The organism is Streptococcus cristatus, assembly GCF_003944225.1.
In the GTDB taxonomy this organism is placed as follows: domain Bacteria; phylum Bacillota; class Bacilli; order Lactobacillales; family Streptococcaceae; genus Streptococcus; species Streptococcus cristatus_K.
Genome location: NZ_RJPN01000001.1, coordinates 409646 through 427366, shown reverse-complemented (window position 1 = coordinate 427366; position 17721 = coordinate 409646). Strand labels below are relative to the sequence as shown.

At 44.4% G+C, this 17721-nt stretch carries 21 protein-coding genes; 16 read left to right on the top strand and 5 right to left on the bottom strand.

What is annotated here, in order from left to right:
* The first annotated feature begins 122 nt into the window (after window positions 1-122).
* Together argR and mutS are read left to right on the top strand one after the other, a co-directional pair.
* Window positions 123-563: an arginine repressor gene (gene argR, locus D8797_RS02310; protein ID WP_125373085.1), complete on the top strand. Its 441-nt coding sequence runs from the start codon at window positions 123-125 to the stop codon at window positions 561-563.
* 72 nt (window positions 564-635) lie between these two features.
* The gene (gene mutS / locus D8797_RS02305; protein WP_125379098.1) at window positions 636-3185 is read left to right on the top strand and encodes a DNA mismatch repair protein MutS; all 2550 of its coding nucleotides are present in this window, start codon (window positions 636-638) and stop codon (window positions 3183-3185) included.
* A 191-nt stretch (window positions 3186-3376) separates the two neighbouring features.
* Here the strand turns inward: mutS and D8797_RS02295 are convergent, their stop codons facing one another.
* Together D8797_RS02295 and D8797_RS02290 are read right to left on the bottom strand one after the other, a co-directional pair.
* Window positions 3377-3847 (bottom strand): DUF3021 family protein, encoded by a 471-nt coding sequence (locus D8797_RS02295; protein WP_125379097.1) that lies wholly within the window; start codon window positions 3845-3847, stop codon window positions 3377-3379.
* Window positions 3844-4284 carry a LytTR family DNA-binding domain-containing protein gene (locus D8797_RS02290; RefSeq protein WP_125379096.1) on the bottom strand — a complete coding sequence of 147 codons (441 nt, stop codon included), beginning with the start codon at window positions 4282-4284 and terminating at the stop codon, window positions 3844-3846. The genes D8797_RS02295 and D8797_RS02290 overlap by 4 nt, the downstream gene beginning before the upstream one ends.
* A 184-nt stretch (window positions 4285-4468) precedes the next feature.
* On the opposite strand from D8797_RS02290, the gene mutL reads away from it, so the two are divergent.
* Window positions 4469-6412: a DNA mismatch repair endonuclease MutL gene (mutL, locus tag D8797_RS02285; RefSeq protein WP_125379095.1), complete on the top strand. Its 1944-nt coding sequence runs from the start codon at window positions 4469-4471 to the stop codon at window positions 6410-6412.
* A gap of 35 nt (window positions 6413-6447) precedes the next feature.
* On the opposite strand, the gene D8797_RS02280 is transcribed toward mutL, so the two are convergent.
* The gene (locus D8797_RS02280; protein WP_185780834.1) at window positions 6448-6969 is read right to left on the bottom strand and encodes an RDD family protein; all 522 of its coding nucleotides are present in this window, start codon (window positions 6967-6969) and stop codon (window positions 6448-6450) included.
* Window positions 6953-7459 carry a helix-turn-helix domain-containing protein gene (locus tag D8797_RS02275; RefSeq protein ID WP_125379093.1) on the bottom strand — a complete coding sequence of 169 codons (507 nt, stop codon included), beginning with the start codon at window positions 7457-7459 and terminating at the stop codon, window positions 6953-6955. The genes D8797_RS02280 and D8797_RS02275 overlap by 17 nt, the downstream gene beginning before the upstream one ends.
* 169 nt (window positions 7460-7628) lie before the next feature.
* Here D8797_RS02275 and ruvA point away from each other — a divergent pair, with 169 nt between their 5' ends.
* From ruvA to D8797_RS02255, 4 genes are all read left to right on the top strand, one after another.
* Entirely contained in the window at window positions 7629-8219 is a 591-nt protein-coding gene (ruvA, locus tag D8797_RS02270; RefSeq protein ID WP_125379092.1) for a Holliday junction branch migration protein RuvA, read from the top strand.
* 9 nt (window positions 8220-8228) lie between these two features.
* Window positions 8229-8783, top strand: a complete 555-nt coding sequence (locus tag D8797_RS02265; protein WP_125379091.1) for a DNA-3-methyladenine glycosylase I — start codon at window positions 8229-8231, stop codon at window positions 8781-8783.
* Between the two features lie 4 nt (window positions 8784-8787).
* Window positions 8788-9441: a CPBP family glutamic-type intramembrane protease gene (locus tag D8797_RS02260; protein ID WP_125379090.1), complete on the top strand. Its 654-nt coding sequence runs from the start codon at window positions 8788-8790 to the stop codon at window positions 9439-9441.
* 83 nt (window positions 9442-9524) lie between these two features.
* Complete coding sequence (locus D8797_RS02255) at window positions 9525-10082, top strand: GNAT family N-acetyltransferase (RefSeq protein WP_125379089.1); 558 nt, start codon at window positions 9525-9527, stop codon at window positions 10080-10082.
* Between the two features lie 43 nt (window positions 10083-10125).
* Here D8797_RS02255 and relB read toward each other — a convergent pair whose 3' ends face one another.
* The gene (gene relB / locus D8797_RS02250; protein ID WP_125379088.1) at window positions 10126-10536 is read right to left on the bottom strand and encodes a type II toxin-antitoxin system RelB family anti-toxin; all 411 of its coding nucleotides are present in this window, start codon (window positions 10534-10536) and stop codon (window positions 10126-10128) included.
* 270 nt (window positions 10537-10806) lie between these two features.
* Here relB and D8797_RS02240 point away from each other — a divergent pair, with 270 nt between their 5' ends.
* The 9 genes from D8797_RS02240 (at window position 10807) to D8797_RS02200 (ending at window position 17670) form a co-directional block, all read left to right on the top strand.
* Window positions 10807-12063 carry a competence/damage-inducible protein A gene (locus D8797_RS02240; protein ID WP_185780824.1) on the top strand — a complete coding sequence of 419 codons (1257 nt, stop codon included), beginning with the start codon at window positions 10807-10809 and terminating at the stop codon, window positions 12061-12063.
* A 58-nt stretch (window positions 12064-12121) separates the two neighbouring features.
* Entirely contained in the window at window positions 12122-13270 is a 1149-nt protein-coding gene (recA, locus tag D8797_RS02235) for a recombinase RecA (RefSeq protein WP_048763545.1), read from the top strand.
* 85 nt (window positions 13271-13355) lie between these two features.
* Complete coding sequence (gene spx / locus D8797_RS02230) at window positions 13356-13754, top strand: transcriptional regulator Spx (RefSeq protein ID WP_005591493.1); 399 nt, start codon at window positions 13356-13358, stop codon at window positions 13752-13754.
* Between the two features lie 106 nt (window positions 13755-13860).
* Window positions 13861-14427: an SP0191 family lipoprotein gene (locus tag D8797_RS02225; RefSeq protein ID WP_005591494.1), complete on the top strand. Its 567-nt coding sequence runs from the start codon at window positions 13861-13863 to the stop codon at window positions 14425-14427.
* Between the two features lie 43 nt (window positions 14428-14470).
* A complete protein-coding gene (locus D8797_RS02220; protein ID WP_125379086.1) occupies window positions 14471-15028 on the top strand; it encodes an SP0191 family lipoprotein in 558 nt (185 codons plus the stop codon).
* 167 nt (window positions 15029-15195) lie between these two features.
* Complete coding sequence (locus D8797_RS02215) at window positions 15196-15462, top strand: IreB family regulatory phosphoprotein (RefSeq protein WP_005592119.1); 267 nt, start codon at window positions 15196-15198, stop codon at window positions 15460-15462.
* The gene (gene ruvX / locus D8797_RS02210) at window positions 15462-15881 is read left to right on the top strand and encodes a Holliday junction resolvase RuvX (protein WP_005591497.1); all 420 of its coding nucleotides are present in this window, start codon (window positions 15462-15464) and stop codon (window positions 15879-15881) included. Before D8797_RS02215 ends, ruvX begins: the two co-directional genes overlap by 1 nt.
* 20 nt (window positions 15882-15901) lie before the next feature.
* A complete protein-coding gene (locus D8797_RS02205; RefSeq protein WP_125379085.1) occupies window positions 15902-16213 on the top strand; it encodes a DUF1292 domain-containing protein in 312 nt (103 codons plus the stop codon).
* Window positions 16214-16437: 224 nt separating this feature from the next.
* Window positions 16438-17670, top strand: coding sequence for a bifunctional folylpolyglutamate synthase/dihydrofolate synthase (locus tag D8797_RS02200; protein ID WP_125379203.1), 1233 nt, complete (start codon window positions 16438-16440; stop codon window positions 17668-17670).
* The last annotated feature ends 51 nt before the right edge of the window (window positions 17671-17721 follow it).

Here is a 17721-nt window from a genome sequence, read left to right as displayed (position 1 = left end):
TGCTCCTTTGGGTCTTTTGTTACTATTCTATCATATTTTATGAGGAATCTTCAATTTTTTTGGTATAAGATAGATTTTTTGATATAATTGAAAGTATAAATATTCAGTCAATGAGGTCGAGTATGAGAAAAAGCGAGCGTCATCAGCTTATTAAATGGATGATCAAGGAAGAAAAGTTAGGAACACAAAAGGATATTCAAAAAAGACTGGAAGATGAGGGGATATTTGTGACCCAAACAACCCTCTCGCGGGACCTAAGAGAGATTGGTTTGACCAAGCTGAAGAAAGACGGGCAAGTCTACTATGTGCTGGCTCATGAAGCAGAGGAGTTGGACCTAGCTGGATTTCTGGCCAGTCATGTTCAAGCTGTTTCTAGAGCGGAGTTTACGCTGGTTTTCCGTACAGGACTGGGCGAAGCGACGGTCTTGGCAAATGTGGTAGATGGTTCTCTGGATAGTCGTATTTTAGGAACCGTTGCAGGGGCCAATACTTTGCTCGTGATTTGCCGGGATCAAGATGCGGCTAGAGAAATCGAGACGAGTGTCAAAGAAGGTATGGAATAGCCAAAAGCTTAGAATTGACGGAGAGGTTTGAGACGCAAGTCCTGACCTCGTTTGTTTTTAGAAAGGATAGAGATGGCAGTAGAAAAGTTATCGCCAGGCATGCAGCAGTATTTGGATATCAAAAAGGACTATCCAGATGCTTTCTTGCTCTTTCGGATGGGGGATTTCTATGAGTTGTTTTATGATGATGCGGTCAATGCCGCCCAGATTTTAGAGATTTCTCTCACAAGCCGCAATAAAAATGCAGAAAATCCAATTCCCATGGCCGGAGTTCCCTATCATTCGGCTCAGCAGTATATTGATGTTTTGGTCGAATCAGGCTATAAGGTAGCAATTGCGGAGCAGATGGAAGATCCCAAGGAAGCCAAGGGCGTTGTTAAGCGAGAGGTCGTCCAGGTTATCACACCGGGGACAGTGGTGGACTCTACTAAGCCCGACTCTGCGAATAACTTTCTGGTGGCTTTGGATTACTCAGATGGCCTTTATGGTCTGGCTTATATGGACTTGGTGACCGGTGAGTTTCAGGTGACTAGTCTAGAGGACTTTGCCTTGGTCTGCGGGGAAATCCGCAATTTGAAAGCTAGGGAAGTGGTGCTGGGCTATACCTTGCCAGAATCTGAGGAGCAGGTCTTGGCTGGGCAGATGACCCTTTTACTGTCCTATGTACAGACGGCCTTGAACGATGTCCAGCTGCTAGGCGAGGAACTGTCTCCTATGGAACGTCAGGCAGCGGGGAAATTGCTGGAGTATGTGCACCGGACCCAGATGAGGGAGCTCAGCCATTTAAAGAAGGCTCAGCATTATGAAATCAAGGACTTCCTGCAAATGGACTATGCTACCAAGGCGAGTCTGGATTTGACAGAAAATGCTCGCTCGGGCAAGAAGCACGGCAGTCTTTATTGGCTGATGGACGAGACCAAGACGGCCATGGGCGGCCGTATGCTGCGCTCTTGGATTCAGCGTCCGCTGATTGATGAAGCGCGAATTAGCCAGCGGCAGAATGTCGTCGAGGTTTTTCTGGATCATTTCTTTGAGCGGAGTGATTTGACGGAGAGCCTCAAGGGAGTCTATGATATCGAGCGGCTAGCTAGTCGAGTGTCTTTTGGCAAGACTAATCCCAAGGATCTGCTGCAGCTGGCAGCAACATTGGGCAATGTGCCTCAGATTAAGGATATCTTGCAAGGAATCGGCAGCCCGCATCTAGCGCCTTTGATTGAGGGTTTGGATCCTATTCCAGAGTTGGCAGGCTTGATTAGCTCGGCCATTTCGCCGGATGCACCTCATATAATCACCGAGGGCAATATTATTCGGACAGGTTTTGATGAAACCTTGGATCAGTATCGGCTTGTGCTGAGGGAGGGGACTGGATGGATTGCAGAGCTGGAAGTCAAAGAACGTGCTAATAGCGGCATCAGCAATCTGAAGATTGATTATAATAAAAAAGATGGTTATTATTTCCATGTGACCAATTCTCAGTTGGCTCATGTGCCTAGTCATTTCTTCCGCAAGGCGACCCTGAAAAATTCGGAACGTTTCGGAACGGAGGAGTTGGCCCGGATTGAGGGAGAGATGTTGGAGGCGCGTGAAAAATCTGCTAATCTGGAATACGAGATCTTTATGCGGATTCGCGAAGAAGTTGGCAAATACATCCAGCGCTTGCAGGCCTTGGCACAAACACTAGCAGCTGTGGATGTCCTGCAGAGCTTTGCTGCGGTGGCAGAGCAGCAGCATTTGGTACGCCCTGTCTTTACTGCGGAGCGCCGTCTGCAGATTGAAAAAGGCCGCCATCCTGTTGTGGAAAAGGTGATGGGTTCCCAAAGCTACATTCCAAATAGTATTCTGCTGGACCAGGAAACGGACATCCAGCTCATTACCGGACCTAATATGAGCGGGAAATCGACCTATATGCGCCAGCTGGCTATCATCGTCATTATGGCACAGATGGGATCTTATGTGCCCGCCCAGTCTGCCAGTCTGCCACTATTCGATGCGATTTTCACTCGCATCGGTGCAGCAGATGATTTGGTGTCCGGCCAGTCCACCTTTATGGTGGAGATGATGGAGGCCAATCGGGCCATTCGGCAGGCCAGCGAGCGTTCGCTCATCCTCTTTGATGAGCTGGGTCGTGGGACGGCTACTTACGATGGGATGGCGCTGGCTCAGGCTATTATCGAGCATATTCATCATTATACTGGGGCCAAAACCCTCTTTGCCACCCACTATCATGAGCTGACAGCCTTAGAGGACATCTTGGAGCATTTGGAAAATGTCCATGTGGCAACCTTGGAAAAGGACGGACAGGTGACTTTCCTGCATAAGATTGAGCCAGGTCCGGCTGATAAGTCCTATGGAATCCATGTGGCGAAGATTGCTGGACTTCCTGAGAAATTACTGGAGCGGGCGGATAGCATTTTGAGCCATTTGGAGAGTCAGAATAAAGGACTTGACTCAGAGCTTCCTGCTGAATCCAGACCGACACGGTCACAAGTGGCTGAGCAGATATCTCTTTTTGCAGAAGGGATGGAAAATCCAGTCCTGACTGAACTACGAGACTTGGACATCTACAATATGACTCCCTTGGAAGTCATGGCAGCAGTGGCCGAGCTCAAGAAGAAGTTGTAAAAACAAAGAGGCTGGGACAAAAGTCCTAGCCTCTCAATTGTCTTTGGATTGTCGAGCAAGACGCAGTGGTTGAGTGGGCTCTACTACGCTGATTTCATCAGCTTTTACAGCCCTACTCAACTGTGCGGAGGTGGGACGACGAAATCAAATTCTAACGAATTACCGATTTCTGTCCCACTCTCTTTTTATTCTCACGATTTGCTAGACAAGCCGCTATTTATTTTTTGAATGTTGCGGTAAGTGCGGTAGTAGATGGCACCTGAAATGATTAGATAGATGAGGGTGAATTCCCCGACGGCAGTCAGTGTCAAGCTGAGTATTTTTTCTCTTGGGAAAAATCCAGCTAGATTAGCCAAAAGTGCAAAGGTTAGAATCATCACGCCATAGTGGCTAACGACGGAGCGCAGGATGCTCCAGTCTCTTTGGAAGAAGCTTCCACTCCATCTGAAGATAGCTCCCATGATAAACCAGATAAACATGCAGTAGAGCATGATAAGGGAAACATGGACATGCTGGCTTAAAAAGAAGTGGCCGATAGGAGAGCGAGGGTGAAGCGGTAGATAAGCTGGATTGTAAAAATAAGAAATGCTCATGGAGAAGAAGAGACCGATGAAAATCCCTCCAATTCCTCCGAAAAAGAGTTCTTTATGACGACTTTTCATAATTTTAACCTTTCTTTAATAGATTTGAGATAACGGCGGGACGAGTAAGTCTGATCGCCGTTTTTCAGAAATATTTGAATCAGACCATTTGGAGTCAGCTTGAGGTGGCTGATTTGCCGGCTGTTGATAATCTCCGACTGAGAAATCTGCAGGAAATATTCCGGTAGGACCTGCAGCAATTGATAAAGAGCTTGTTGAGCTCGATAGCCGTCTTTTGCTGTTCGAACCTGAATCTGGCGATTTTCTGTATAGATTCGGTGGATTTCCTTAGCGTCTAGCAGATAGATTTCGTCTTCTTTCTTGACATGAATCTTTTCTTCTTTACCTAGATGTTGAGCAAAGTGGACCAATTCCTGAATGCTTTCTGTCATGAGGCGAGCCTCAATGCTGACGGAGTCTTCGGCGACTTGAGAATCGATTTTTAGCTTAACTTTCATAACTTCCTCCTTTCACCTTTATTAAACCGCAACTTAGCATTGAAAACAAGCCCTTTTGTCTATGTGGCAGCTATTTGTGTCTATCTGGTTTGGCTTGCGGGCAGAATGGTCAAGACAAGGCTGCCCTCTGCTAGAAAGAGCCCAATGTGTTATAATAGATAGCAGAACAAATACGGAGAAAAAGATGTCAAAAATTATCGAACTTCCAGAAATTCTAGCCAATCAGATTGCGGCCGGTGAGGTCATTGAGCGGCCCAGCAGCGTGGTCAAGGAGCTAGTGGAAAATTCAATTGATGCGGGTGCAAGTCAGATTACCATCGAAATTGAGGAGGCCGGACTCAAGAGCATTCAGGTGACGGATAATGGTGAAGGCATAGACCACGAAGATGTCCCTCTGGCTCTTCGACGCCATGCTACCAGTAAAATCAAGAAGCAGGCGGATCTCTTTCGGATTCGGACACTAGGTTTTCGTGGTGAGGCCATTCCTTCCATTGCTTCTGTTTCGCGTTTCACCATTGAGACAGCGACGGAGGCAGGCCAGCACGGGACTCTACTGGTTGCGCAGGGTGGCGAGATCGAAGAACATGAGCCTACTAGCAGTCCGGTAGGAACGAAAATCAAGATAGAAGATCTCTTCTTCAATACTCCGGCTCGTCTTAAGTATATGAAGAGCCAGCAGGCAGAGCTGTCCCATATCGTTGATGTGATTAATCGGCTCAGTCTAGCCCATCCAGAGGTGGCTTTCACCCTTATCAGTGACGGCCGCGAAATGACACGGACTGCCGGCAGTGGTAATCTGCGTCAGGCTATTGCAGGCATCTATGGTCTGGCAACAGCTAAGAAAATGGTGGAAATCTCTGCTTCGGATTTGGATTTTGAAGTGAGCGGCTATGTCAGCCTGCCTGAGCTGACTCGCGCGAATCGGAATTATATTACAATCCTCATCAACGGCCGCTACATTAAGAATTTCCTGCTTAATCGTGCTATTTTGGACGGCTACGGCAGCAAGCTGATGGTAGGCCGCTTTCCACTAGCAGTCATCAATATTCAGATTGACCCCTATCTGGCAGATGTCAATGTCCATCCGACAAAGCAAGAGGTGCGGATTTCTAAAGAGCGGGAACTCATGGCCTTGATTTCGCAAGCCATTGCGACCAGTCTCAAGGAGCAGGACCTTATCCCGGATGCTTTGGAAAATCTTGCCAAATCAACTGTTAAGCGCGCGGCTAAGCCTGAACAGACTAGTCTTCCGCTGAAAGAAAATCGCCTCTACTACGATAAAGAGCAGAATGACTTCTTCCTCAAGCCACAGGTGGCAGAGCAGCAGTTATCTTTCGAAGAAACAGCGGAGCCTGTTCATGAAGCGACAGATGAAAAAGCAGAACCGCAACCGACTTCGGTCAAATTTGCAGAGAGAAGGCCAGTTAGTTATGACCAGCTAGACCATCCAGAGCTAGACCAAGCCAGTCTGGAGCGGGCTGTGGATAAGTTGGAACAGGAAGAGAAGTCAAGCTTCCCAGAATTAGAATATTTCGGCCAGATGCATGGTACCTATCTCTTTGCTCAGGGCAAGGGCGGTCTTTACATTATTGACCAGCATGCTGCCCAAGAGCGGGTCAAGTATGAGTATTATCGGGAGAAGATTGGAGATGTGGATAATAGCCAGCAGCAGCTCTTGGTGCCCTATATCTTTGAATTTCCAGCAGACGATATGCTGCGAATCAAGCAGCGGATGGAGCTATTAGAAGATGCTGGCATCTTTTTAGAAGAGTACGGAGCCAACCAGTTTATCCTCCGTGAGCATCCGATTTGGTTTAAGGAAGAGGAGATTGAAGCCGGTATCTATGAGATGTGTGATATGCTTCTCCTGACCAAGGAAGTTTCTATCAAGAAATATCGAGCAGAGCTGGCCATTATGATGAGCTGCAAACGCTCCATCAAGGCCAATCACAGTCTGGATGACTACTCTGCGCGTGACTTGCTTTTTCAGCTGTCCCAGTGTGACAATCCTTACAACTGCCCACATGGCCGGCCGGTCTTGGTCAACTTTACCAAGTCGGATATGGAAAAAATGTTCCGCCGCATTCAGGAAAATCACACTAGCCTGCGGGAGTTGGGGAAATACTAAACTTTATAGAAGATCAAACAGCCCTAGTCATAGAACTAGAGCTGTTTTGAATTTTTGAGCTGAACTTGCGTTCCAGCAAGCAAATCAGCTGGATGGCGTTTGTCCTTGCGAAGCAGTCCCATCAGCAGAAAGGTCAAGAAGAGAATACCTGCTGAAGTTGACAAGAAAATTGACAGGGCATCTGCTTGATAAGCACTACGGATAGCTCCCATATGTCCCAGCTGCCAAGGGAAAAACTTGATAGCAGAGCGCAAAAGGCTGTGGGAAAGGCTCCTATGTTTGTAAACCAACTGTAAACCTGCCCAACGCTTGCCAAGACTTCCTTTTCGATAGTCTAGCCAAGCAAAGATGATAGTTAGAGGCAGGACGGAGCTAGAAAAAGCCAGAAGCTGGCTCTGGGCTTCAGTGAATGCAGGAATGCCTCCTAGAACTAGATTGTAAAAGCCTATAGCTAGTAAAAAAAGAGCAATGAGGTAGCCTGAGATAAAGAGCCAGTCACCAAAGAGTTCTTTCAGACGAGTTTTGACAGGTATGGGATTGTCAGTTTTTAGCTTTATCTTGAGCACCTTCTTTCTGAGCGTCCCCATCAAAGCCGATAACCTTGTTCAGGTACTTTTCCTTAATCTTTAGCGCCTTGTTAATAGCCATTGCGGATGCGACTAAGAGGAAGAAGGCCAACCAGACCAGGCCAGTGAATTTTGCTGGAAAGATAGAACCTGCGGAAAAGAGATAAATAGCCAAGGCTGATACAAGAATATACAAAATATGCCAGAAGCCATAAGATTTTACTTGCTTATAGTAGCGGTCTTTTTCGTCTTCTGAGAGGACGGGTTTTATTTCCGGCTTGTCACTTTCTTCTAAAAGCAGATAATCTGTCGTCACTTGGAAAATCTTGCTCAGTTCTACAATTTTTTCCAGTTCTGGCAGCGCTTGGCCAGACTCCCACTTGGAAATGCTCTGGCGAGAGACATTGATTTGTTCAGCCAGTTTTTCTTGTGACCAGCCTTTTTCTTTTCTTAGTTCAAATAATTTATCAGCGAGTTTCATGATCACAGCCTCCTTTTCTTTGCTAACTCTATCCTAACAGCTTTTCCTTATCTTGAGAATACAGCTTCCTGTACATTTTGTCAACCACCGGTTGCACTTCTATTTGCAGTTTCCAGACAGAAAATATGATATACTAGATGGGCAAAATGATACAAAAAGAAGGAAGATTATGTACGAATATTTTAAAGGAATCATCAGTAAAATCACAGCCAAGTACATTGTATTGGAAGTCAACTCGATCGGCTATATTCTTCATGTGGGCAATCCTTATGCATACTCAGGACATCTTCATCAGGAAGCCAAGGTCTATGTGCACCAGGTGGTGAGAGAAGATGCGGAGCTCTTATACGGTTTTGCGACCGAGGAGGAGAAGCAGCTCTTTCTCAGCTTGATTTCAGTCTCAGGTATTGGCCCAGTGTCTGCCCTAGCTATTATTGCGGCGGATGATAATGTTGGCTTAGTGCAAGCTATTGAGCAAAAAAATATCACCTATCTGACCAAGTTTCCTAAGATTGGCAAGAAGACGGCCCAGCAGATGGTGCTGGACTTAGAAGGCAAGGTAGTGGCGGCAGATGGTCAAGCAGAAAGCAAGGCGCCCGTCCAGACTGCGGATAATCAAGAGCTTGAAGAAGCTATGGAAGCTATGCTGGCTCTGGGATACAAGGCTGCTGAGCTCAAGAAAATCAAGAAATTCTTTGAAGGCACAACTGATACAGCTGAAAACTATATCAAGTCTGCTCTCAAGATGTTGGTGAAATAGGAGGAAGATATGACCAAACGCTGCGGTTGGGTAAAGATGAACAACCCTTTATATGTGGCCTATCATGATGAGGAGTGGGGCAAGCCCCTCCATGATGATCAGAAATTATTTGAATTGCTTTGCATGGAGACTTATCAGGCTGGACTTTCTTGGGAGACCATTCTCAATAAACGTCAGGCTTTTCGGGAAGCTTTTCATTTCTATGATGCCCAGAAAATTGCCCAGATGACGGATGCAGACTTGGATGCTCTTTTGTACAATCCTGATATCGTCCGCAATAAGATGAAAATCTATGCGACTAGGGATAATGCTCAAGCTTTTTTGGCTGTTCAAAAGCAGTTTGGCTCTTTTAACGACTACATCTGGTCCTTTGTCGATTTCAAAACGATTGACAATCAAATTATGAACTACAAGGAAGCCCCAACTAAAACTGAGCTATCAGAAACCATGTCTAAGGCACTGAAAAAGCAAGGCTTCAAATTTGTCGGTCCAGTTTGTGTTTATTCATTCCTAGAAGCAGCTGGCCTTATCAATGACCATGAAAAGAATTGTGATTGGAAGTAGAACAATGAAAACAAGAAAATTTCTCCTCATTTTTATCACCCTCTATACTATTTTGTTTCTAGGTAGAGGCTTGCAGCTGATTGGAATAAATTGGCTAATTTATCCAGTTTATTTCCTTTTATTTATCTTGGGAATCTTAGCTTATCGTGAAGAATTAAAGGAGCAGTTGGCCTTGATTCTGACTAAGAAGAAGGAATTTTTAAAAACGATTTCTTTGTACATGGTCTTCGTTTTCTTCCTGTCCATTGCCTGCAACCTGCTTTCAGCTTTGATTAAACAGAGTCTGGGCTTGCCGCTGCAGGGGCAGAATGATGCCAATATTCAAGGTGCCTTGTTGAAAAATCCCTTTCTAATCTTGGTTTTCGGTTGCTTTGTTGGGCCGTTCGTTGAAGAGTTTTTCTTCCGCCGCTTTTTCCTAGGCACTTTCTTGGCAAAATTCTCTGACTGGCTCGGTATTGTGTTAACAACCTTTCTATTTGCCACTCTTCATATGCACAGCTGGGACTTATCAGAGTGGGTGACAGCTATTTCCTATATTGCCGGAGGTCTTCTTCTCTCGCTCTTGTATCTGAGAAAGGACAAGAATATCTGGTATCCAATTGCCCTTCATTGTTGCAATAATATCATTGCTTTTATGATAACAATTCTTTTAATGTAGCAGTAGAGCGATAAGTAAATAAAGCGAAAGTCTAGCGGTTACTTTTTAACTATTTTGAAGATTTTTAATAAAGGAAATGAAGGATGGATAATAAAGCCTTAGTATATTTGGCAGAGAACTGTATTTTGGAGACGGAGCGTCTTCTCCTACGTCCCATGACCATGGATGATTTGTTGGATTATCATGAGTATACTTCAGATGGAGAATTATTAAAATATGATTATCCAGAGCACCAAAGCATAGAAGAAAGCCGAGAGAGCCTTGTCTTATATAATTTAAGTGCTCCTTTGGGCCGCTACGGTATCGAGTTGAAATCTGAAGGCAAATTAATTGGCAATATCTCTCTTCGAATAGATACAGAACAAGAAACGGCGGAAATAGGCTATACAGTCAATGCTAACTATCACAGAAAAGGTTACGCAACTGAAGCAGCCTTAGCCTTGAAAGAATTGGCTCAGAACATGCCGGGGGTAAAAATATTTCTTGCCCACACGACTAAGCCCAATCTTGCTAGTCAAGGAGTTTTAGAAAAAATTGGGATGACCCTGATGTGGGAAAAGGAGGGATTGAGCCTTCGCGGAGAGCCGACCATCCGTCTCCGCTATGAAAGTCAGTTAAAGAATGACGAAAAAAAGGCCTAGACAAGATAGTTGTCTAAGCCTTTTCTGTACAGTATGGATATTTTTACTCCTCTTTCTGCATCCAAATCTTTTCCTTGATAAAGATGCGCAGCTCGAAGAAGAGCATAAAGAGAGTTGAGATGAGGAAGCCAGCCATAAAGATATGGTGTAAGTAAGCAAAGACACCAATGTAAACCAAGATAGACAAAAGGTAGAGGATGACTAAATTATGCCATTTCTTGGCCTTGCTATCTTCGATAACCTTTTTCTCCAAGCGCTCATCCTCCTTGATGAGCTGGTCCAGACTGAGATCAAATTCGCGGCTAATGGCGATGAGGTTGCCAATATCAGGGCTTCCTTTTCCACTTTCCCAGCGGGCAATGGCAGAGCGGGAAACCTTGAGCCTTTCTGCTAAGGCTTCCTGAGTGAGCTGATGATGTTGACGAATATCTTTGAGAACTTGTGAAATTTTCATGATGATTCCCTTTCTAACGAAATGAATAAATTACTTTTTACATCCTTTTCATGTTTATTATAAAAAGAAAAGTCTCCTTTGCCAATATCATCTGCCTAACAAACCAGTTATTCTCCATAACAAACAGATTTTCGAAAGTTATCCACAGGATGTTGACAACTTTGTCAATCAAATTGACAGCTCTTTTTATTTCCTGAAAAGAAAATCACCTTTTTTAAGATTTTTTGTGATAAAATAAAGCCAATTCCGAATAGTAAGGTAGGAGGTTCTATGAAAGCAGAAATTATTGCTGTGGGCACCGAGATTCTGACAGGTCAAATTGTCAATACCAATGCCCAATTTTTATCTGAAAAACTGGCGAGTCTGGGAGTTGATGTCTATTTTCAGACAGCAGTAGGGGACAATGAAAACCGTCTCCTCTCTGTCCTAGAAATTGCCAAAGAGCGCAGTGATTTGATTATCCTGACAGGAGGCTTGGGGCCAACAGAGGATGACTTGACCAAGCAGACCTTGGCTAAGTTTGTCGGTCGAGATTTGAGCTTCGACTCAGCGGCTGTGGAAAAGTTGGATCGTTTTTTTGCCAGCCGACCAGACTATGCCCGAACGCCCAACAATGAACGTCAGGCTCAGCTGGTGACAGGCTCGACTCCGCTACCAAATGCGACAGGTCTGGCCGTTGGTGGTTTACTAGAGGTTGATGGAGTGACCTATGTTGTCCTGCCAGGTCCGCCTAGCGAGCTCAAGCCTATGGTTAATAACGAGCTGGTTCCCCTCTTATCCACAGGTCAAAAACTGTATTCATGGGTGCTGCGCTTTTTCGGAATTGGCGAGAGTCAGCTAGTGACTATTTTGGCTGAAATGATTGAGCAACAAAGCGATCCGACCATTGCACCTTATGCAAAGACGGGCGAAGTAACCTTGCGATTGTCCACTAAGGCTCTGAGTCAGGCAGAAGCGGATGCTAAGTTTGAGGCTGTGGAAAAGTCTATTTTGGCGCATCAGACTTTTGAGGGGCAACCTTTGTCCGAGATTTTCTACGGTTATGGGGATGACAATTCCTTGGCTCACGTTGCCTTTGACTTGCTCAAGAGTCAAGCCAAGACGATTTCAGCGGCAGAGAGTCTGACAGCTGGCCTCTTTCAAGCGACTTTGGCAGATTTTGCTGGAGCCTCTTCTATTTTTTCAGGTGGCTTTGTCACCTACAGCATGGAAGAAAAGAGCCGTATGCTGGATATCCCGTTGGGAGAACTGGAGCAGCACGGTGTCGTTTCAGCTTTTACGGCTGGGAAAATGGCAGAGCAGGTTAGAAAGCTGACTGAAAGTGACCTAGCTGTCAGTCTGACAGGTGTGGCAGGACCAGATTCACTGGAAGGTCATCCAGCTGGAACGGTTTTTATCGGCTTAGCGAGTGAATCAGGAACGGAAACCATTAAGGTAAATATTGCTGGTCGCAGCCGAGGTGATGTGCGGAAGATTGCCGTTATGTATGCCTTCAACCTCATACGAAAAACTTTATTAAAGAACTGATTTTTGGTATAATGAACAGATGGCCAAAAGACATTTTAGAAAAAAATAGGAGAAATAAATGGCAAAAAAACAGAAAAATTTGGATGAAATTACAAAGAAATTTGGAGATGAACGCCAAAAAGCTTTGGATAACGCTCTGAAGAATATTGAAAAAGACTTCGGTAAGGGAGCTATTATGCGTCTGGGCGAGCGGGCGGAACAAAAAGTTCAAGTCATGAGTTCAGGCTCTCTGGCTTTGGATATTGCTCTCGGTGCGGGTGGCTATCCTAAGGGACGGATTATTGAGATTTATGGCCCAGAGTCTTCTGGTAAGACAACAGTTGCTCTTCATGCAGTCGCTCAAGCTCAAAAAGAAGGCGGCATCGCAGCCTTTATTGATGCGGAGCACGCTTTGGATCCATCCTATGCTGCAGCTCTGGGTGTCAACATTGATGAATTGCTGCTGTCACAACCAGACTCTGGTGAGCAAGGGCTGGAAATTGCTGGTAAATTGATTGACTCTGGTGCGGTTGACCTTGTTGTTATCGACTCTGTTGCAGCTCTGGTACCACGTGCAGAAATCGATGGCGATATCGGTGACAGCCACGTCGGCTTGCAGGCTCGGATGATGAGCCAAGCCATGCGCAAGCTATCTGCTTCTATCAACAAAACCAAGACGATTGCCATCTTTATCAACCAACTTCGTGAAAAAGTTGGTGTTATGTTTGGAAATCCTGAAACAACACCAGGTGGACGTGCTTTGAAGTTCTACGCTTCTGTTCGTTTGGATGTCCGTGGCAATACCCAAATCAAGGGTACTGGCGATGCGAAGGATACCAATGTTGGTAAGGAAACCAAGATCAAGGTTGTGAAAAACAAGGTAGCTCCACCATTCAAGGAAGCCTTTGTGGAAATCATGTACGGAGAAGGTATTTCTAAGACAGGCGAGCTGATTAAGATTGCAACTGACTTGGATATCATCAAAAAAGCTGGTGCTTGGTATTCTTACAATGATGAAAAAATCGGCCAAGGTTCTGAAAATGCGAAGAAATATTTGGCTGATCATCCAGAAGTCTTTGATGAAATCGACCGTCAAGTCCGTGTACGTTACGGCTTGATTGAAGATGATGAGCCAGCAGAAGCAGTGAAGGGTAAGGCTGAGGCTCCTCTTGAAAAGTTGGAAGAAGTCACTCTTGACCTAGACGATGCCTTTGACATTGAAGAATAATTTTGCAAAATAGGTCGCAAGACCGATGGTTTTTGTGGTATAATATACTACGATAGTAGTATCGTGTAGCGAAAGGAGTACTTGCATGATCACAATTTATACGGTTTCAAGTTGTACTAGCTGCAAAAAAGCAAAGACCTGGCTAAACGCCCATCAATTGACTTACAAGGAGCAAAACCTTGGTAAGGAAGGAATTACCAAAGAAGAAATTCTTGATATTTTAGCAAAAACTGAAAATGGCATTGCCAGCATTGTATCTTCAAAAAACCGTTATGCAAAAGGACTCGGTGTTGATATTGAAGATTTGAGTGTGAACGAAGTTATTGACATTATCATGGAAACACCGCGGATTCTGAAAAGTCCGATTTTGGTGGATGACAAGCGTCTCCAAGTTGGTTACAAGGAAGATGATATCCGTGCCTTCTTACCTCGTGCAGTGCGCAATGTTGAGAATACAGAAGCTCGCTTACGAGCAGCTCTATAATTAGATAAGGAAAGGCGCCTTTTAGGCTGCCTTTTTCTGTCTAATTACCCAAAAATGATTGACAAGCGGTTAAACTATGATACAATATCTCTGAGGAGGACAGAACGTGAAGAAATTTTTACTAATTTTTGGCTTAGCAGCTGTGATATTGACTGGCTGCGCTCATAAGAAAGCAGACAAGCCAAAGGGGAAAAAAGAGGAAATTACAACTAATCTTCCCATTATCAGTCAGGCTGAAAAGCAGGAAGTTATCACCAAAAAACTAGTTTTCCCCAAAGATGAGCAAGGAATTCAATCTAGTCAAATTATCACTTATCAAGGGAAACGTTTTATCAAGGTGATTATGGAGAGAATTACTCCCACGGATGATAGTATCAAAAATGCGATTAAAGAAGTGGGGCTGGAGGAGACTCAGCGGCTCTTGGATGAATCAATGCAAAAGGATACGGACTATACTCAGGCAAAAACTGTTGCGGGTTTCACCGGAACTGTTCAGATTCTTAATGAAAATGAAATGAAAATCACGTCAACTTACGATTTTGACAATTTGGATATTGAAAAGGCACTCACTTTAAATTATTTTAAAAATAGCAATCTAAAAGAAATGACAAAGATGCCACCTGAAGAATATATCAATAATTTATTGATGAACGGGGCTGAGGAGCAACAGTAAGGAAGCTTCTTGTCAATCATAGAAAACCAAAAAGGAGAAAGAAATGAAAAAATCAGTAGTACTTTTAATGGCTAGTTTGGCGGTGTTGACAGCTTGTGGACAACAACCACATAGTGGAAAAGCTGGTAGCAATCAGTCTGTCCAAAGCAAGGCAAAAGATAAATCGGTTACCAAGTCTTATCAGTTAAATCAAAAGGTACAAGGGCTCGATCAAACGATGACCTTGACAGTTACCTACGCGGGCAAGAAGTATGAAAAAGTGAATATTGCTATTTCACAAAATTTGCCAGAAGAAGCTAAGTCTGCCTTAGCTGGTCAAGACTTGTCCTCTCTGCAAGAAGAGGTGAGCAAGAGCTTCAAGCAAAGTTCAGGAGTGGATAAACTTGAACAAGTAAAAGGTATTCAAGTGAATGTTAAAGTGACTGAAAAAGGCACTGTTGATATTGATTTTATTATTGATCCGACAAATCTTGATTATGATGCGGCTTCTAAAGTACCGACCTATGGGCCAATCTTTAGCCAAATGAAGTCTCAGACTCCAGAAGAATTTATCAAGTCCTTCCAAGATGAAGGGGGCAAGGAAATTAGCAATCCGTCCTAATATTTCTGATGAAAACTAGCCTTTGAAAAGGGCTAGTTTTTTGATGGGAAGGAGCGGTAAATAGTTGAAAAAATGTCGAAAAAGTAGAAAATTTACATGGATTAAGTTTGTGAAACTGCTGTAATTATGCTATAATGATGGTATTCTTAAAGAAAGAGGGTGTAATTGTGGGATTTACAGACGAAACTGTACGTTTTAATCTTGATGATTCAAACAAAAAAGAAATTAGCGAGACTTTGACCGATGTCTACAAGTCACTCAATGATAAGGGCTATAATCCAATCAATCAAATCGTAGGTTACGTGCTGAGTGGAGATCCTGCTTATGTGCCTCGTTATAATAATGCTCGAAATCAGATTCGTAAATACGAACGCGATGAAATCGTAGAGGAACTGGTGCGTTATTATCTGAAAGGGCAAGGCATTGACCTCTGATGAGAATTATGGGACTAGATGTCGGCTCGAAAACAGTGGGCGTTGCAATTAGCGATCCGCTTGGCTTCACTGCTCAGGGACTTGAAATCATTCAGATTGATGAAGAGAAAGAGCAGTTCGGTTTTGAGCGTTTGACGGAGCTTGTCGAGCAATATAAGGTGGACAAGTTTGTGCTTGGCCTCCCTAAAAACATGAACAATACCAGCGGTCCACGAGTGGAAGCGAGTAAGGCTTATGGCGAGAAGATTGCCCAGCTTTTCCAAATCCCGGTTGAGTATCAGGACGAGCGTCTGACGACAGTGGCTGCTGAGCGCATGCTGATTGAACAGGCGGATGTCAGCCGCAGCAAGCGCAAAAAAGTGATTGATAAATTGGCGGCTCAGCTAATTTTACAAAATTATTTAGATAGAAACTTTTAGAAAGAATTGAGGAAACAATTATGGCACACGATCATAATCATGACCACGAACAGGCACAGCCTGAATTGATTACCTTGGTAGATGAGCAAGGGAACGAGAATTTATTTGAAATTCTTCTGACGATTGATGGTAAGGAAGAGTTTGGAAAAAATTACGTACTTTTGGTACCAGTAAATGCTGAAGAAGATGAGAACGGCGAAGTTGAAATCCAAGCTTACTCATTTACAGAAAATGAAGACGGAACAGAAGGCGAGTTGGAGCCAGTCCCAGAAGACTCTGATGCAGAGTGGGATATGATTGAAGAAGTCTTCAACAGCTTTATGGAGGAGTAAAAAGGTCCTCTGGACCTTTTTAGCCCGAGCTTTAAAACTAGAAAGCGAGGAAGGTCTGGGAAACCTTTTTAGCCTGAACTTAGAAACTAGAAAATCAGCCAGTTTGAGAATTTATCTCAGCTTGGCCATGGCTAGTTTCTTTACGAAGAATAGAAAAGAAGAGAGAAGCGAGTGGTGATTCACATTTGAAGTCCGCTTCGCTTCTCTTTTTATGTAGGAAAATGATGAATGAGATTGAAAAATGGTTGAATGGTCGTATTGGCCTGAACTTTCGTTCAGGTTTGGAACGGATGCAGAGAGCGGCAGATTTGCTGGGGAATCCTGAACGGGCTTACCCCGTCATTCATGTCACGGGAACGAACGGCAAGGGCTCTACCATTGCTTTTATGCGGAATTTATTTGCCGATCAAGGGAAAAAGGTAGCTAGCTTTACATCTCCGCATATGGTCAGCGTCCATGACCGCATTTGTATCAATGGTCTGCCGATTTCGGATGCTGATTTTGTTCGCTTAGGGCGGCAGATTCAGGAGATGGAGAGAGAATTGGTCAAGACTCATGACCAGCTATCCTATTTTGAAATCTTGACCTTGCTGGCTTTTCTTTATTTCAGAGAGGAGCAGGTTGATCTGGCTCTCATCGAAGTGGGGATTGGCGGACTTTTGGACACGACCAATGTCTTGGATGGGCAAGTTTCAGTGGTGACCTCAGTGGGCTTGGATCATCAGGAGACGTTGGGGCGGACGCTTACAGCGATTGCGGAGCAGAAGGCTGGTATTTTCAAGAGCGGTCGCTCTGCAGTCATCGGTCCTTTGCCAGAGGAGGCTCGCCAGGTCTGTGAACAGCGGGCAGCAAGCTTGGACTTGGATTTGTATGAATATGGGCGAGATTTTTCGTTTTCTGATGGTTCTTTTAAGAATCAAGATCTTCTTTTATCGCATGTAACCTTGGGACTGCAGGGTGCTTACCAAGAAGAAAATGCAGCGCTGGCTTTGCAGGCCTTTCTGCTTTTTATGAAACAAATGAGTTGGGAAATTGATTTTTCTCTACTTCCTTCTTCTTTGCAGAAGACCCATTGGGCGGGGCGGCTAGAGGAAATTCGTCCGAATATCTATCTGGACGGGGCTCATAATTTACCAGCTTTGGCACGTTTGGTCGAGTTTATCAAGGTGCAGAAGGGCAAGACATGCAGCCTGCTGTTTGGAGCTTTGAAGCGCAAGGATTACAGCGGTATGCTGGCCTATTTGCAGGAGAACTTGCCAGAGGTTCAGGTGACGGTGACCAGCTTTGACTACGGGGAATCTGTGGGGCAGGCAGAAGCTGCGGACTTTGATTATGTGGCGGATTATAGAGCCTTTATTGAGAATTTCAAGCAGGAGCAGACGGCCGACCAAGTTCTTTTTGTAACGGGCTCACTCTATTTCATTGCAGAGGTTCGAGCCTACCTCCAGAGTGTATAAGTTGACCATAGAAAGCCCTGTTTGGTAAAATAGAAGTGGAACAAAGAAAGG

Excerpts from the sequence above, each read along its gene's own strand:
- ruvA (WP_125379092.1), top strand. The coding sequence starts at position 7,629 with ATGTACGAATATTTTAAAGGAATCATCAGTAAAATCACAGCCAAGTAC.
- D8797_RS02220 (WP_125379086.1), top strand. The coding sequence starts at position 14,471 with ATGAAAAAATCAGTAGTACTTTTAATGGCTAGTTTGGCGGTGTTGACA.
- argR (WP_125373085.1), top strand. The coding sequence starts at position 123 with ATGAGAAAAAGCGAGCGTCATCAGCTTATTAAATGGATGATCAAGGAA.
- mutL (WP_125379095.1), top strand. The coding sequence starts at position 4,469 with ATGTCAAAAATTATCGAACTTCCAGAAATTCTAGCCAATCAGATTGCG.
- D8797_RS02265 (WP_125379091.1), top strand. The coding sequence starts at position 8,229 with ATGACCAAACGCTGCGGTTGGGTAAAGATGAACAACCCTTTATATGTG.
- relB (WP_125379088.1), bottom strand. The coding sequence starts at position 10,536 with ATGAAAATTTCACAAGTTCTCAAAGATATTCGTCAACATCATCAGCTC.
- D8797_RS02255 (WP_125379089.1), top strand. The coding sequence starts at position 9,525 with ATGGATAATAAAGCCTTAGTATATTTGGCAGAGAACTGTATTTTGGAG.
- mutS (WP_125379098.1), top strand. The coding sequence starts at position 636 with ATGGCAGTAGAAAAGTTATCGCCAGGCATGCAGCAGTATTTGGATATC.
- D8797_RS02275 (WP_125379093.1), bottom strand. The coding sequence starts at position 7,459 with ATGAAACTCGCTGATAAATTATTTGAACTAAGAAAAGAAAAAGGCTGG.
- recA (WP_048763545.1), top strand. The coding sequence starts at position 12,122 with ATGGCAAAAAAACAGAAAAATTTGGATGAAATTACAAAGAAATTTGGA.
- spx (WP_005591493.1), top strand. The coding sequence starts at position 13,356 with ATGATCACAATTTATACGGTTTCAAGTTGTACTAGCTGCAAAAAAGCA.
- ruvX (WP_005591497.1), top strand. The coding sequence starts at position 15,462 with ATGAGAATTATGGGACTAGATGTCGGCTCGAAAACAGTGGGCGTTGCA.
- D8797_RS02240 (WP_185780824.1), top strand. The coding sequence starts at position 10,807 with ATGAAAGCAGAAATTATTGCTGTGGGCACCGAGATTCTGACAGGTCAA.
- D8797_RS02200 (WP_125379203.1), top strand. The coding sequence starts at position 16,438 with ATGAATGAGATTGAAAAATGGTTGAATGGTCGTATTGGCCTGAACTTT.
- D8797_RS02260 (WP_125379090.1), top strand. The coding sequence starts at position 8,788 with ATGAAAACAAGAAAATTTCTCCTCATTTTTATCACCCTCTATACTATT.
- D8797_RS02295 (WP_125379097.1), bottom strand. The coding sequence starts at position 3,847 with ATGAAAAGTCGTCATAAAGAACTCTTTTTCGGAGGAATTGGAGGGATT.
- D8797_RS02205 (WP_125379085.1), top strand. The coding sequence starts at position 15,902 with ATGGCACACGATCATAATCATGACCACGAACAGGCACAGCCTGAATTG.
- D8797_RS02290 (WP_125379096.1), bottom strand. The coding sequence starts at position 4,284 with ATGAAAGTTAAGCTAAAAATCGATTCTCAAGTCGCCGAAGACTCCGTC.